Source organism: Streptomyces paromomycinus (assembly GCF_003865155.1).
Classification (GTDB): domain Bacteria; phylum Actinomycetota; class Actinomycetes; order Streptomycetales; family Streptomycetaceae; genus Streptomyces; species Streptomyces chrestomyceticus.
The window spans coordinates 4,554,547-4,569,408 of record NZ_BHZD01000001.1 but is presented as its reverse complement, the minus strand read 5'-3'; the positions used below and the strand labels follow the sequence as shown (position 1 = coordinate 4,569,408).

12 protein-coding genes, 1 tRNA gene, 1 other RNA gene and 1 pseudogene are annotated in these 14,862 nt (G+C 70.9%); 13 read left to right on the top strand and 2 right to left on the bottom strand.

What is annotated here, in order from left to right; all coding sequences use genetic code 11:
• Nucleotides 1-50: 50 nt before the first annotated feature.
• Nucleotides 51-1,076 carry a hypothetical protein gene (locus tag OEIGOIKO_RS19105; RefSeq protein WP_246177418.1) on the bottom strand — a complete coding sequence of 342 codons (1,026 nt, stop codon included), beginning with the start codon at nucleotides 1,074-1,076 and terminating at the stop codon, nucleotides 51-53.
• 149 nt (nucleotides 1,077-1,225) lie between these two features.
• Here OEIGOIKO_RS19105 and OEIGOIKO_RS19100 point away from each other — a divergent pair, with 149 nt between their 5' ends.
• From OEIGOIKO_RS19100 to OEIGOIKO_RS19075, 6 genes are all read left to right on the top strand, one after another.
• The gene (locus OEIGOIKO_RS19100) at nucleotides 1,226-1,510 is read left to right on the top strand and encodes a hypothetical protein (protein ID WP_125055078.1); all 285 of its coding nucleotides are present in this window, start codon (nucleotides 1,226-1,228) and stop codon (nucleotides 1,508-1,510) included.
• Nucleotides 1,507-1,749: a hypothetical protein gene (locus OEIGOIKO_RS19095; protein ID WP_125055077.1), complete on the top strand. Its 243-nt coding sequence runs from the start codon at nucleotides 1,507-1,509 to the stop codon at nucleotides 1,747-1,749. The genes OEIGOIKO_RS19100 and OEIGOIKO_RS19095 overlap by 4 nt, the downstream gene beginning before the upstream one ends.
• On the top strand, nucleotides 1,746-2,672 hold the full coding sequence (locus OEIGOIKO_RS19090) for a bifunctional DNA primase/polymerase (protein WP_125055076.1): 927 nt from the start codon (nucleotides 1,746-1,748) through the stop codon (nucleotides 2,670-2,672). Before OEIGOIKO_RS19095 ends, OEIGOIKO_RS19090 begins: the two co-directional genes overlap by 4 nt.
• Before the next feature lie 217 nt (nucleotides 2,673-2,889).
• Entirely contained in the window at nucleotides 2,890-4,434 is a 1,545-nt protein-coding gene (locus OEIGOIKO_RS19085) for a YfjI family protein (RefSeq protein WP_125055075.1), read from the top strand.
• A 302-nt stretch (nucleotides 4,435-4,736) separates the two neighbouring features.
• Complete coding sequence (locus tag OEIGOIKO_RS19080) at nucleotides 4,737-4,970, top strand: helix-turn-helix domain-containing protein (RefSeq protein WP_371858940.1); 234 nt, start codon at nucleotides 4,737-4,739, stop codon at nucleotides 4,968-4,970.
• A gap of 77 nt (nucleotides 4,971-5,047) precedes the next feature.
• Nucleotides 5,048-6,328, top strand: coding sequence for a tyrosine-type recombinase/integrase (locus OEIGOIKO_RS19075; RefSeq protein ID WP_125055074.1), 1,281 nt, complete (start codon nucleotides 5,048-5,050; stop codon nucleotides 6,326-6,328).
• Between the two features lie 63 nt (nucleotides 6,329-6,391).
• On the opposite strand, the gene OEIGOIKO_RS19070 is transcribed toward OEIGOIKO_RS19075, so the two are convergent.
• A tRNA-Ser gene (locus OEIGOIKO_RS19070) sits at nucleotides 6,392-6,479 on the bottom strand.
• 141 nt (nucleotides 6,480-6,620) lie between these two features.
• On the opposite strand from OEIGOIKO_RS19070, the gene ffs reads away from it, so the two are divergent.
• From ffs to OEIGOIKO_RS19035, 7 genes and pseudogenes are all read left to right on the top strand, one after another.
• An RNA gene (gene ffs / locus OEIGOIKO_RS19065) (signal recognition particle sRNA small type) lies at nucleotides 6,621-6,719 on the top strand.
• Nucleotides 6,720-6,771: 52 nt separating this feature from the next.
• Nucleotides 6,772-9,485, top strand: a pseudogene (locus OEIGOIKO_RS19060) (DNA polymerase III subunit gamma and tau).
• Nucleotides 9,486-9,798: 313 nt separating this feature from the next.
• Entirely contained in the window at nucleotides 9,799-10,128 is a 330-nt protein-coding gene (locus tag OEIGOIKO_RS19055) for a YbaB/EbfC family nucleoid-associated protein (protein WP_206504511.1), read from the top strand.
• A gap of 212 nt (nucleotides 10,129-10,340) precedes the next feature.
• Nucleotides 10,341-10,940 (top strand): recombination mediator RecR, encoded by a 600-nt coding sequence (gene recR / locus OEIGOIKO_RS19050; RefSeq protein ID WP_003984655.1) that lies wholly within the window; start codon nucleotides 10,341-10,343, stop codon nucleotides 10,938-10,940.
• Nucleotides 10,933-11,598, top strand: coding sequence for a DUF5063 domain-containing protein (locus tag OEIGOIKO_RS19045; protein ID WP_030019637.1), 666 nt, complete (start codon nucleotides 10,933-10,935; stop codon nucleotides 11,596-11,598). Before recR ends, OEIGOIKO_RS19045 begins: the two co-directional genes overlap by 8 nt.
• Before the next feature lie 405 nt (nucleotides 11,599-12,003).
• Nucleotides 12,004-13,275: an aspartate kinase gene (locus OEIGOIKO_RS19040; protein ID WP_031012973.1), complete on the top strand. Its 1,272-nt coding sequence runs from the start codon at nucleotides 12,004-12,006 to the stop codon at nucleotides 13,273-13,275.
• A complete protein-coding gene (locus OEIGOIKO_RS19035) occupies nucleotides 13,272-14,375 on the top strand; it encodes an aspartate-semialdehyde dehydrogenase (RefSeq protein ID WP_125055072.1) in 1,104 nt (367 codons plus the stop codon). The genes OEIGOIKO_RS19040 and OEIGOIKO_RS19035 overlap by 4 nt, the downstream gene beginning before the upstream one ends.
• Nucleotides 14,376-14,862: the final 487 nt, after the last annotated feature.

The window sequence follows — 14,862 nt, the reverse complement described above, 5'->3', positions numbered from 1 at the left end:
ACACACGAGGGCGGCCCCCATCTCGCCAAAGCCCGGGGCCGCCCTATCAGTTACACCGACGCAGCAGAAAGCGGAAAACCTTCAAAGGTGTCCCCGGCCTGCACGACCAGGTAAATACCCTCCGCAACCAGCAGGTCTTGCACATCATCGCTGGGGTAAGACGGCAACAGGACGACCAACCGCAGGCCAGAGGGTGCGCCGATATGGCGCCGGTAGTCGAGCAACTGGCCGATGGCCATGCGTACGTCTTCCCGCCGGCTCTTACCCTTGGCCTCGTACAGCGCGTTGTCGGTCGCGTCGTACAGGTCCGGTACGAGCGTGCCGCGCTCACCCTTCACCGTGATCTGGAAGCTCTTGACCATGTGCCCCAATGACTTCAGGTGAGCCTCGAAGGCGGTCACGAGCTGTCCCTCGCGCCGGATGACTTCCCGCTTCCCGCCGGTCACGTTCGCCGTGGTCTGCGCGGTCGCGTGCTGCTCGGTCTGCTTGTCCTTCGCCTGCGTCTGCTGCGGCACCTTCGCAGCCTTCACCGGCTCCGACGCCTTGGGCGGCTCCGGCAACTCAATGAGCGTGTCCTGCGTGGCCGGCTCGATCGGGTTCGCCTCGTCCAGCGTCGAACCCGGCGCCGGACGCAGTCGGAAAACCAGAACGCGCCGCAGCACGCCGTCGGCCCCCGGCGCCCACCGCTGCTCGTACGGCTGGATGGGGTCCAGCACCATCTGGCCGACATAGCGCTGCTGCATCGCCCCGCTGCCGGGCACCTTGCCATGCGCAATGAACAGATGCAGCTCACGCTCCTTTTCGGCATGCGTGATCAGTGAACTGTTCCGCCCCGAGGGTTTCTGATCCCCCTTAGCGCCGGCACCGGTGTACAGGTACAGCGGCCCAAACTCATCATCTTCAGCGCGGCCGTCGAAGGTGTAGCCGTACTCCGCGCCCGCGGACGGGTCGGAGTACACGAACACCATGCCGGCCTCATCCGCCGGCTCGATCCCCTGGAACGTCCCGCAGCCGTAGGCCGCTGCAATCGCCTCGCGCGTCGTCACCAGGCCCGGCACCAGTTCAAGCGTCGTCATACGGCGAATCTATCCGTCCCCACTGACAATCCCTCGTGTCCGGCTACGGGCACAGCAAGGGCGGCCCCCTCTCACGCCAATGAAGTCGGGGCCGCCCTCTCCTCCCAGCGCAACTCAACAGAGCGTCAATCGCACCGGAGGTCTCCAGCATGACGCAACCTGCCCCCGCCCCGCGAGTGTTCCTCAAGCCGGCCGCGCTTCGACTGCTGCGCGAGATTGCCCGACGCGACGCCGGCGACGGCGTGGTCTTCGTGTCCACGCCGTGCGGCCGGTGGCGCCTGAACGGCACCCCCTACGTGGTGGCCGACCGCACCTTTCACCTGCTCGACACCGCCGGCTATGTCGACGTAGGCAACGGCCACACCGACCCCGTGCGCGTCACCCGCCCCGGCCGCGCTTACCTGGCCACGATGGACGGGAGGGGCGCGGCATGAGCGAACGCCTTGATGTCCGCCGCATGCTGCTCGCCCGCGGCTGGACGGAGAAGCGCTCCGGCCTGCTGATGAAGGGCGGCGCCTGCTGGGCCGTCACGAACGACTGCGGCGATTCCTCCCTGTCCGGCCCACGACGGGGCCGCTGCGACGGCCAGTTCACGTTCGACTTCCCCGGCGACGTTCCGGCCCGCGTGATCGTGTCCGCCGCCGAAGCCGCAGCGGAGGTGAGGGCCGAATGAGCGCGCCCCTGACCGTTGATCTCCCGCAGGTGGCTCTGCTCGCCGCGGCGTTGGCCGCCGCCGACCGCGGCTGGCACGTCCACCCGCTGCGGCCCGGTGACAAGCGTCCGGCGCTGCACGGCGAAGCGCAGTGCCCCCGCACCGGCGAGTGCGCCGGCGGGCACCGCAAGTGGGAGCAGCGCGCCACCACCGACCCCGAGCGCATCGAACGCGCGTGGGCCCACGCCCCGTACAACGTCGGCGTGGCCACCGGCCCGTCCGGCCTGGTCGTCGTGGATTTCGACATGCCCAAGAACAAGGACAAGGGTATGAGGGACGCGCCTGACGGCGCGACGGTCTTTGCGGCGCTCTGCGAGCGCGCCGGACGGCCCGTCCCCGGCACCTACCGGGTGCGGACTGCGAGCGGCGGCACGCACCTGTACTTCGCCGCGCCGGACGGCGTTCGGCTGGGCAACACAGCGGGCACCCTCGCCCCGCTGGTCGACACCCGCGCGTGGGGCGGCTACGTCGTCGGCGCCGGCAGCACCACGGCGGCGGGCGCCTACGAAGTCCTGGACGATGCGCCGGTGGCGCCGCTGCCCGGCTGGCTCCTGGACGCGCTCACCCCCCGGCAGCAGACCGTACGGCCGCCCGTGCCGGTCGTCGTGCCGCGCGGCGGGGCCCGCCGCGCACAGGTCGCCCTGGAACGTGAGACCGCCGTCGTGGCGGCGGCGCAGGAAGGCGGCCGGGAAGCGGCCCTGTTCACCAGCGCCCGCAAGCTGGGCCGTTTCGTGGCATGGGGCGACATCCCCCGGCACGTGGTCGAAGAGGCATTTCAGACGGCGGCGGAGTCCACCGGCCTGCCGCCGCACCAGTGCCGCTCAACCCTGCGCAGCGCCCTGGACTGGTCCATCCGCACCGCCCGCCCCCGGGAGACGGCATGACCACCGCCCCCCTCCCTCCATCTGAAATGCCCACTCAGGCCACCGCCGGCCCCGGCTTCGCCAGGACGACCCCGGCCCCCACCGGCCGTGGCGCGCCGAAGGGCGCCGCCCGCCAGGGCGTCGACTCAGCTTGTCGCCCTGGCCCGCACCCGACCGACCCGAGCGGCCCGCAGGCTCCCCCGCCCCGCAGGCCGCGCCTCATCAGGAGAGAAGCCGCATGAGCGCTTCCGAAGACCTGTGGGCAGGCTTCGGAGCGGTCGAAGCCGAGGACATCGCCGGACCCATCTGGGACGAACCCGTGCCCCTGGCCGCCCGCCGCGACCTGCCCCCCTTCCCCGTCGACGCCCTGCCCGACTGGCTGGCCGCCATGGTGGCCGCCGTCGCCGAAGAAACCCAGACCCCCCTGGACCTGGCCGGCTGCTTGGCCCTGGCCGTCATCGCCACCGCCGCCGGCGGACGCGTCACCGTATGCGTACGCGGCCACTGGCGCGAACCCCTCAACATCTACACGGCGGTGGCCCTGGACCCCGGCAACCGCAAGTCCGCCGTGTTCGCGCTGATGACCGCCCCGCTGCTCGCCGCGGAACGCGAACTGGTCGAACTCTCCGGCCCCGTACGGGCGGAAGCCGAAACCACCGCCCGACTCGCCAAGGCCGCAGCCGACAAGGCCATGGCCAAAGCCGCGTCCGCCGACCCGGAGCAGCGCGCCAAGCTGACAGCCGAAGCCATCGAACTGGCCCAGGCCGCCGACGAAGTCCACGCATCCGTCAAGCCGCAGCTTGTCGCGGACGACGTGACGCCGGAGAGCGCGGCCACGCTCCTGGCGGAGCAGGGCGGACGCATCTCGGTCCTGTCCCCGGAGGGCGGCATCTTCGACATCATCGCCGGCCGCTACTCCGGCACCCCCAACATGGAAATCTTCCTCAAGGGCCACGCCGGGGACATGGTGCGCGTCAACCGCCAGGGCCGCGACGCGCAGCACATCGAACACCCCGCCGTGACCATGGGCCTGGCCGTCCAGCCCGAAGTACTCGAATCGATCGGCACCATCAAGGGCGCCGACGGCCGCGGCCTGCTGGCCCGCTACCTGTACGCCAAACCCGAATCCCTGGTCGGCCGCCGCAACCTGACCCCCGACCTCATCCCCGAGGAGACCGCTGCCGCATACGCCCGGCACGTGGCCGGCCTGACCCTGGCCCTGGCCGACTGGACCGACCCAGCCGTCCTGACCCTCACCGAGGAGGCGGATGCGGTAATGCTGGCCTACCAGCGCGTCACCGAGTCCCGTCTCGGCAAGGGCGGCAGCCTGGCGCCCATTGTCAAATGGGCGTCCAAGCGCGACGGGGCGGTGGCCCGCATCGCCGGACTGCTGCACTTGGCCACGCATCCCGAAGACGGATGGCGCCGCCCCGTCGGCGCCCCCGCCCTGGCCGCCGCCACCCAGCTCGGGGACTACTTCACCGCGCACGCCCTGGACGTGTTCGACGCCATGGGTGCCAGCCCGGACCGGGACGCCGCCCACACCGTCCTGGCCCACCTGCGTGACGCCCGGCTGACCGGCTTCACCCGGCGTGAGCTGTTCCGCGGCCTGCCCAAAGGCACCTTCCGGGCCATCGCCGACCTTGACCCCGCCCTGGACCTCCTGGAGGAACACGGCTGGGTGCGCCGGCAGGCCCCGCCGCCGCGCTCCGGCCGCGGCGGCCGGCCGCCTTCCCCCCGCTACGACACTCACCCCTGCCTCACCCCGCCCCCGGCCGCCTGACGAGAACCCCCGACCCGGTGACAGAACCCCGAAAACCCCCGCCGCAAGTCGCCGACCTGCATAAACGGCCTTGATCGCGCTGGCGACAAAACCTCCGGAAACTTCGACAGAACCCCCGCGCCCCGCGGCGGGCCCCGTCGGCACCCGGTGACAGAACCCCCGCCCTTGAGGTTCTGTCACAGTTTTTTGAGGTTTTGTCACCGGAGATCAAACCCGCGAACGCGCAGGTCAGCGGGCCGCACGGGAGGTTTCTGGAGTTCTGTCACCGCAACCGGGGTTTCCGGCACCCGAAGGAGACCTCAGTGACCATCTCGAAAGTGCACGAGCTTCCGCGCGCCACGAACCCGGACGCCACGCTGGTCTTGTTGACCGTCGAGGAGGCGGCCCGCCGCCTGAGTATCGGCCGCACCACGTGCTACGGGCTCATCCGTTCCGGCGAACTGGAGTCCGTCGGCATCGGCCGACTCCGCCGCGTCCCCGCCGACGCTCTTGCCGAGTACCTGGCGCGCCGACGGACTGGGCGGCGAGCCGCTTGATTGCCCTCCTGGGAGCGCCGTCTCGCCGCATCGGGGCGGCGCTCCGTGTTCCACCTCAACCCCGAAGGAGTCCGCCTGTGGCGGAGGAGAAGAAGCGCACCCGCCGGGCCAACGGTGAGTCCGCCATCTACCTGGGCAAAGACGGGCGTTGGCACGCCCGTGTGCCCATGGGCTACAAGGACGACGGGACGGCGTACCGCAGGCACCTGACACGCAAGACTCGTAAGGATCTGGTGGACGAGGTGCGGCGTCTGGAGAAGCAGCGTGACGAGGGTTCGGCGCGGCAGCCCGGGAAACCGTGGCTGGTTGGGAAGTGGCTTCAGCACTGGGTCGAGAACATCGCTAAGCCGGTGGTCAGCGAGAACACGTACGCCGGCTACGAGGTGGCGGTTCGAGTTCACCTCGTCCCGGGCGTCGGTAAGCACCGCATCGACCGCCTAGAGCCGGAACACCTGGAAGCCCTCTATCGCCGGATGCAGAGCGGTGGGAGTAAGCCGGGTACCGCCCATCAGGCCCACCGAACAGCCCGTACTGCTCTTGGCGAGGCGGTACGGCGCGGCCACGCAGCGAAGAACGCCGCAGCACTGGCAAAGCCGCCCCGGATGGAAGAAGGCGAGACGGAGATTGAGCCCTACTCCGTGGACGAGGTGCAGCGCCTCCTGCTCGAAGTCAACAAGCGGCGGAACAGTGCCCGCTGGATGCTGGCCCTCGCGCTCGGGCTGCGCCAAGGCGAGACTCTGGGCCTGCGCTGGTCGGATGTCGACCTGGGCAACGAGTACCTGAAGCTGCGCCGGAACCGGCTGCGCCCGAAGTACGAGCACGGATGTTCGGAGGCCGCGCCGTGCGGCCGGAAGGCTGGTTACTGCCCGGAGCGGGTACAGGTGCGGCGCGAGACCAAGAACACCAAGTCGCGCGCCGGGCGCCGCGTGGTCCCCTTGCCGGGCCCGCTGGTCGTGATGCTCCGCTCGCACAAGGACGCTCAGGCCCGGGAGCGCAAGACCGCCGGCAACCTGTGGGCCGATTCGGAGTACGTGTTCACCAAGCCGTTGGGCGGGCCTCTGAGCCCGAATACGGATTACCACGACTGGAAGCGGCTACTGGATGACGCCGGAGTCCGCGACGCCCGCCTACACGACGCCCGCCACACCGCCGGGACCGTGCTGATGCTGCTCGGAGTCCCGGACCGAGTCATTGACCAGATCATGGGCTGGGAGCCGGGCGGTGCGGCGCGGATGCGGGCGCGGTACCTGCACGTGACCGACCCGATGCTCAAGGAGGCGGCCCGGAAGATCGAGAAAGCCATCTGGGGGACGCCGGCCACACCCCTTGTGGACAAAAACCAGGACAACGAGGGGTGAGGATGCGACGAAGGCCCCCACCGCGAACGGTAGGGGCCTTCGACGTAGTGCCCGGTGAGGCACTGGCGGAGGATACGAGATTCGAACTCGTGAGGGGTTGCCCCCAACACGCTTTCCAAGCGTGCGCCCTAGGCCACTAGGCGAATCCTCCGCCGCAAACAATACAAGACGTTGAGGGGTGCTCGCGAACATGATCCGCCGGAGGGGGTCGGGAGTGATCGCGAAGGGGGGTGGGAGTGATCTTGGGGCGGGGTGGGGTCGTGCGTGGGGCGGGGGATCCGCTAGGGTTGGGCGCAGCCCCTCACGTGGCGCTATCTCACCGAACTCCCCCAGGGCCGGAAGGCAGCAAGGGTAAGTGAGCTCTGGCGGGTGCGTGGGGGGCGTTTGCGTTCTCGGGATCGGGGGCGGACCGGTTGTCAGTGCGGGCCGATATCGTCGTATGCGTGTCGTCCCTTGCGCTGTACCGCCGCTACCGTCCCGAGACCTTCGCTCAGGTCATCGGGCAAGAGCACGTGACCGATCCGCTCCAGCAGGCCCTGCGGAACAACAGGGTCAACCACGCGTATCTGTTCAGCGGGCCGCGTGGGTGCGGCAAGACGACCAGTGCGCGCATCCTGGCGCGCTGTCTGAACTGTGAGAAGGGTCCCACTCCCGATCCGTGCGGGGAGTGCCAGTCGTGTGTGGATCTCGCTCGTAACGGGCGGGGGAGCATCGACGTCATCGAGATCGACGCGGCGTCGCACGGTGGCGTGGACGACGCCCGTGAGCTGCGGGAGAAGGCGTTCTTCGGGCCGGCCGGCAGCCGGTACAAGATCTACATCATCGACGAGGCCCACATGGTCACGTCGGCGGGCTTCAACGCGCTGCTCAAGGTGGTGGAGGAGCCGCCGGAGCATCTGAAGTTCATTTTTGCGACCACTGAGCCCGAGAAGGTTATCGGGACGATTCGGTCGCGTACGCATCACTACCCGTTCCGGCTGGTGCCGCCGGGGACCCTGCGCGACTACCTGGGCGAGGTGTGCGGGCAGGAGGACATCCCGGTCGAGGAGGGTGTGCTGCCGCTCGTGGTGCGGGCCGGCGCCGGGTCCGTGCGTGACTCCATGTCGGTGATGGATCAGCTGCTCGCCGGGGCGGGTGATGCCGGTGTGACGTATGCCATGGCCACGTCCCTGCTCGGGTACACCGACGGGTCGCTGCTGGACTCGATCGTGGAAGCGTTCGCCGCGGGTGACGGGGCGGCCGCCTTCGAGGTCGTGGACCGGGTCATCGAGGGCGGCAACGACCCGCGGCGGTTCGTGGCCGACCTGCTGGAGCGGCTGCGTGACCTGGTGATCCTGGCGGCGGTGCCGGACGCGGCGGAGAAGGGACTGATCGACTCGCCCGCTGATGTCGTCGAGCGGATGCAGGCTCAGGCGTCGGTGTTCGGGGGGCGGAGCTGGCGCGCGCGGCCGATCTGGTCAATGCCGGGTTGACGGAGATGCGGGGGGCCACCTCGCCCCGGCTGCAGCTGGAGCTGATCTGTGCGCGGGTGCTGCTGCCCGCGGCGTACGACGACGAGCGCTCGGTGCAGGCGCGCCTCGACCGCCTGGAGCGCGGGGCGAGCACGGCCGGGCTGAGCGTCGGCGGGCCGGTGACGACGGGGGTCGGCGGGCCCGAGGTCGAGTACATGCCGGGGCCGGGCGGCCATGCGGGGATGCCGTCGGCCGGGGCGGCCGGGGCGGTTGGAACGGCTGTCGGGGTGCCTGCTGGGCCGGCGGGTCCGGCTGCCGCGCGTGCTGCGGTGCGGGGGATGAATGGTGGGGGTGCCGGGGTCGGTGCCGGCGCCGGGACTGGTGCTGGTGCTGGGGCGGATGTGTCCGGTGCGCCCGCCGGGGGAGTGTCGTCCGGTGGGGGACAGGTGGAGTCTGCGGGGGCGGAGGCAGCGGCTGCCGCGGCGCCGGGGGCTTGGCCCGGGGCCGGGAGTCCGAATGCCGGGGCCGGGGCCGGAGCTGGAGCCGGAGCAGGTGCTGGCGCGGGTGCCGGTACTGGGGCCGGTACGGGTGGTGAGCCGTCGGCGCAGCCTGGGGCGTGGCCCGGTCAGGGTGGCGGCCAGGGAGCTGGACAGCGGCAGCCCGGTGCGTGGCCGGGGCAGCAGGCGGCCGGGGGCTCGGCCGGACAGCGGCAGCCCGGTGGGTGGCCCACGGCGACGGCACCTGGGCAGGGTGGCGGCCCGGGAGGCGCTGGGGGTGCCGGTGGCTCTGCCGGTGGCCCTGGTGGCGGTGTGCAGGCCGGTGCGGGGCCGTCCGGGCAGCCCGGCCAGTCCGTACCCGTACAGCACGGGCAGCAGCCTCAGCAGCCTCAGCAGGCCGCTCAGGGCGGCGGGAGCATGGCGCAGGGCGCCGCGCAGGTGCGGCAGCTGTGGCCGGAGATCCTGGAGGCGGTGAAGGGCCGACGGCGCTTCACCTGGATCCTGCTCAGCCAGAACGCGCAGGTCGCCGGTTTCGACGGTACGACGCTGCAGATCGGCTTCCCGAACGCCGGAGCCCGGGACAGCTTCGCCAACGGCGGCAGCGAGGACGTGCTGCGCCAGGCGCTGGCCGACAAGTTCAACGTGCAGTGGAAGGTCGAGGCGATCGTCGACCCGTCCGGGGGCACCAATCCGCCCGGCGGGCCCGGTGGGGGCGCGCCGCAGGGCGGCGGCTTCGGCGGCGGCGGTTTCGGCGGTGGCGGCGGCTTCGGCGGCCCCTCCGGCGCTCCGGCGCAGGGAGGCGGCCAGGGTGGTCCGTCCGGTGGCGCGCAGGGCGGCTCCGGGTACGACGCCGGCGGCGGTGCGCAGGGCGGCGGCCAGGGTGCGCAGATGGCGCGGCAGGCGGTGGCTCCGACGGGTGCCGCGCCGGGTGGCGGTGGCGGTGGCTACGGGGCCGGCGGCGACGGCGGCAATAGCGGTTCCAGCGGTTCCTACGGGGGCGCGGCCGGAGCCGGTGCTTCCGGGCCTGCCGGTGGTGGTGGCGCTGCCGAGCCCGCGTACCGCGAGCCGGAGCCCGCGCCGGTATCGATCGAGGACGACATGCCCGCCGAGGACGACCCCGACCTCGTCGACTCCGCGCTGAGCGGACACGATCTGATCGTCCGCGAGCTGGGGGCGACGGTGGTCGAGGAGTTCAACAACGAGTACTGAGCGGCCATGGGTGCTGAGCGGTGCGGAGCTTGGGGCGGTAGGGAGTACGGGGCGGTACGAGGGTGCTGAGCGGCGGGGCGGTACGAGGGTGCTGAGCGGCGTGGCGGTTGTGCGGCGTGGCTGTGCTGAGCGCCCGTACCGGGCTCGCTGATCGGGTACCGGCGGCTGCCGCCCGGCTGTCGGCCAGGCGTACGGCCGTGCTCCTCCGTACGGCGTAGGGCGTCACGCCGTTCGAGCACGTAGGCTCGGGCTACCGCACCAATCGTTGTCGTACGGCAGGAGTCACGTAGTGATCCCCGGTGGTCAGCCCAACATGCAGCAGCTGCTCCAGCAGGCCCAGAAGATGCAGCAGGATCTCGCGGCGGCCCAGCAGGAGCTGGCCGAGACGCCCGTGGAGGGCTCGGCGGGAGGCGGCCTGGTCAAGGCGACCGTGAACGGCTCCGGTGAGCTCCAGGGCCTGGTCATCGACCCCAAGGCGGTGGACCCGGAGGCGGGCACCGCCGAGGAGAACGCCGAGACGCTCGCGGACCTCGTCCTGGCCGCCGTACGGGACGCCAACGCCAGCGCCCAGCAGCTCCAGCAGCAGAAGCTCGGCCCGCTCGCCCAGGGGCTGGGCGGCGGCATCCCTGGCCTCCCCTTCTGAGCCGTCGGCCGACGGCCATGGGCTGTCGGTCACCGGCCGTCGGTCACCGGCCGCCGACCGGGAAGAAGCAGGAGAACGACGCAGACTCCGGCTCCGGCTCCGGAACCGCCGTTCCGGACTCCCGGGGCCGAAGTCGTCGGAAGATGGGTCTCCCTTTCCGGGGAGGAGACAACTAGCGTACGCAGCACGGCAGAAGAGAGAGAAGACATTCCGTGTATGAAGGCGTGGTCCAGGATCTGATCGACGAGCTGGGCAGACTGCCCGGCGTCGGTCCCAAGAGCGCGCAGCGGATCGCCTTCCACATTCTTCAGGCCGAGCCGACCGACGTCCGCCGGCTCGCGAACGCGCTGATGGAGGTCAAGGCGAAGGTCCGGTTCTGCAGCGTGTGCGGCAACGTCGCACAGGACGAGCAGTGCCGGGTCTGCCTGGACCCGCGCCGCGATCCGGCGGTCATCTGTGTCGTGGAGGAGCCCAAGGACGTCGTGGCGATCGAGCGGACGCGGGAGTTCCGCGGCCGCTACCACGTGCTCGGCGGGGCGATCAGCCCGATCGAGGGCGTGGGCCCCGACGATCTGCGGATACGGGAACTCCTGGCCAGGCTCGCGGACGGCACGATCACCGAGCTGATCCTGGCCACCGACCCGAACCTGGAGGGCGAGGCCACGGCCACGTACCTCGCGCGCATGGTCAAGCCGATGGGCCTGCGGGTGACGCGGCTGGCCAGCGGACTGCCCGTCGGGGGCGATCTGGAGTATGCCGACGAGGTCACGCTCGGGCGGGCCTTCGAAGGGAGGAGACTTCTCGATGTCTGATGCCACGCTGCACGACGCCACGCGGAATCCGGACGATTTCGCCGTACAGATCTCCGACTCGATCGAGAGCTTCATCGTCGCGGTCACCGAGGTGGCCAAGGGCGACGAGCCGGACAGCGCCGTGCCGTTCCTGCTGCTGGAGGTCTCCCAGCTGCTGCTGACCGGCGGCCGTCTGGGGGCGCACGAGGACATCGTGCCGGACGAGCGGTACGAGCCCGATGTGGGCCCGGAACCGGACGTCGACGAGCTGCGGGAGCGCTTCGCGCGGCTGCTGGACCCGGTGGACGTGTACTCCGAGGTCTTCGACCCGTACGTACCGCGCAGCGCGCCCGTCGCCTGCCGGATCTCCGACGACCTCGCGGACCTCATCACGGACCTGCGGCACGGCCTGGCGCACTACCGGGCGGGCCGGGTCAGCGAGGCGCTGTGGTGGTGGCAGTTCTCGTACCTGTCGAACTGGGGGCCGACGGCGAGCGCGGCGCTGCGCGCGCTGCAGTCGCTGGTCGCCCACGTACGGCTGGACCAGCCGCTGGACGAGCTGGACGGCCTGGACACCGACAGCGACGCGGCGGACGGCGACGAGGAGCGGCTCGCCGAGGAGGCCGGCAAGGTCATGGCGGCGGAGATCGCCGGGCCGCTGGGGCTGCGCGGGGTGTGAGACGGCCGGGCGGCGGGGTACGCGCCTGAGGGCGGCCCCGGCCGGGTACGGGCCCCAAGGCAGCGTCGGCTGGGTACGCGCCCTAAGGCGGCCCCGGGCGGCACGCGTCCCCCGAGGCGGCCCCGGCCGGTCTCGCGCCCCACGGCGCCCGGAACGGCCACCGAGCCCGGTGTGACCTGGCTTACCTTTCCGTGTGCCCTTGTGAGAAGCGGGCATGTGCTGGCCGAGCGGGCGCAACGGCGCGCCCACGCCGGTCCACGGACGTTCGCGACGTGAGCGCTGTGTCTCACCATGTGGTATTGGCGAGGCGGATTCCGCCTGCTCGTTAGACTGAGCCGACCGCAGTACCCCCATTTCCGGGGGTCCGGGAGGAAACTCCCGAAGAGACAGTTGCGAGGAGCGCACGTGGGCCTTGTCGTGCAGAAGTACGGCGGCTCATCCGTTGCGGATGCCGAGGGCATCAAGCGCGTTGCCAAGCGAATCGTCGAGGCCAAGAAGAACGGCAACCAGGTGGTTGTGGTGGTCTCCGCGATGGGCGACACGACGGACGAGCTGATCGATCTCGCGCAGGAAGTGTCCCCGATCCCGTCGGGGCGCGAGTTCGACATGCTGCTGACCGCCGGAGAGCGGATCTCCATGGCCTTGCTGGCGATGGCGATCAAAAACCTCGGTCACGAGGCGCAGTCCTTCACCGGGAGCCAGGCCGGTGTCATCACCGACTCCGTGCACAACAAGGCGCGGATCATCGATGTCACGCCGGGCCGCATCAAGACGTCCGTGGACGAGGGCAACATCGCCATCGTCGCCGGCTTCCAGGGTGTGTCCCAGGACAAGAAGGACATCACCACGCTGGGGCGGGGCGGCTCGGACACCACCGCCGTCGCGCTGGCCGCGGCGCTGGACGCGGACGTCTGTGAGATCTACACCGACGTGGACGGCGTCTTCACCGCCGACCCCCGGGTCGTGAAGAAGGCCCGGAAGATCGACTGGATCTCGTTCGAGGACATGCTGGAGCTGGCCAGCTCCGGTTCCAAGGTGCTGCTGCACCGCTGCGTCGAGTACGCCCGCCGTTACAACATCCCGATCCACGTCCGCTCGTCCTTCTCCGGACTGCGCGGCACCTGGGTCAGCAACGAACCGCAAGGGGACCAGCCCATGGAGCAGGCGATCATCTCGGGCGTCGCGCACGACACCTCCGAGGCGAAGGTCACGGTCGTCGGCGTCCCGGACAAGCCGGGCGAGGCCGCGACGATCTTCCGCGCCATCGCGGACTCCGAGGTCAACATCGACATGGTCGTGCAGAACGTGTCGGCCGCCTCGACGGGTCTGACCGACATCTCCTTCACGCTGCCGAAGGACGAGGGCCGCAAGGCCGTCACGGCGCTGGAGAAGACCAAGGCGTCGGTCGGCTTCGACTCGCTCCGCTACGACGACCAGATCGCCAAGATCTCGCTGGTCGGCGCCGGTATGAAGACCAACCCCGGGGTGACCGCGACCTTCTTCGAGGCGCTGTCCAACGCGGGTGTGAACATCGAGCTGATCTCGACCTCCGAGATCCGTATCTCGGTCGTCACCCGCGCGGACGACGTCAAGGAGGCCGTGCAGGCCGTGCACAGCGCCTTCGGTCTCGACAGCGAGAGCGACGAGGCCGTGGTGTACGGCGGCACCGGTCGATGACGACCTCCTTCTCGGGTACGGCTACGGGCCGCGTGGGTGACCGCGCGGCCCGTAAGCCGCATCTGGCCGTCGTCGGCGCCACCGGCGCCGTCGGCTCGGTGCTGCTCGGCATCCTCTCCGAGCGGGCCGACATCTGGGGCGAGATCCGGCTGGTGGCCTCCGCCCGCTCGGCCGGCCGCAAGCTGACCGTACGGGGCGAGGAGGTCGAGGTCCTCGCGCTGAGCGAGGAGGTCTTCGACGGCATCGACGTCGCGATGTTCGACGTACCGGACGAGGTCTCCGCGCAGTGGGCGCCGATCGCCGCGGCCAAGGGCGCGGTGGTCGTGGACAACTCCGCGGCGTTCCGGCTGGACCCGGACGTGCCGCTGGTGGTCCCCGAGGTCAACGCGCACGCGGCGCGGGTACGCCCGCGCGGCATCGTCGCCAACCCGAACTGCACCACCCTGTCGATGATCGTCGCGCTGGGCGCCCTGCACGCCGAGTACGGGCTGAGCGAGCTGATCGTCTCCTCCTACCAGGCCGTCTCCGGCGCGGGCAAGGACGGCGTGGACACCCTGCGCTCCCAGCTCGCCGCCGTCTCCGGTACGGAGCTGGGCACCACCCCCGGCGACGTACGGCGGGCCATGGGCGACACGCTCGGCCCGTTCCCGGCGCCGGTCGCGCTCAACGTCGTGCCCTGGGCCGGGTCGCTGCGGGAGGACGGCTGGTCCTCGGAGGAACTCAAGGTCCGTGACGAGTCGCGGAAGATCCTGGGTCTGCCCGGCCTGCGGGTCACCGCGACCTGCGTACGGGTCCCGGTGATCACCACGCACTCGCTGACCGTGCACGCGCGCTTCGAGAACGAGGTCACGGTCGCCGGGGCGCACGAGATCCTGGCGTCCGCACCGGGCGTCGTGGTCTGCGACGACCCGGAGGCCGGCGAGTTCCCCACGCCCGCCGACGTGGTCGGCACGGACCCGACCTGGGTCGGCCGGGTACGGCGGTCGCTGGACGATCCGCGGGCGCTGGAGCTCTTCGTGTGCGGGGACAATCTGCGCAAGGGCGCGGCGCTGAACACCGCGCAGATCGCCGAGGTGGTCGCGGGGGAGATGACGGCGTAGGCCGGAGGGCGGGGAGCGGGGAGCGGGGAGCGGGGAGCGGGGAGCGGGGAGCGGGGAGGCGGGCAGCGGGCAGCGGGGAGCGGGGCCGGTCGCGGTCCCGGCCGGTCCCAGCGGGTTCGTGTGGTGGTCCCGGAGCGCGTGGTCCGATGGCCGGCCGTGCGCCGTCGGGCCCCGGCGCACGGCCGCCGCGCCCGGTGTGCGACGCTCGTTGGCCGGGAAACGTCGACCGTGGCCGAGGAGTGCCTTTTTGGAGCAGCTACTGACCCGATTGGTGCTGTCGCTGATCCGCTCAGGAGATACCTTGTGAGTTGTGTGAAGGTCCCGTGAGCGACTCGTTGGTCCAAACCACTTGAACTGGCCCGACGCCGTGTTCGACTATTCGCTCCCCCTTACTGCAACCGGTAGTTGGGCGGGGAGCGTCTTTGTGGCCGCCCCTCAAGGGTGTCCATGGACCTGTGGGACAAATGGGGTATTGGGGAAGAGCTGG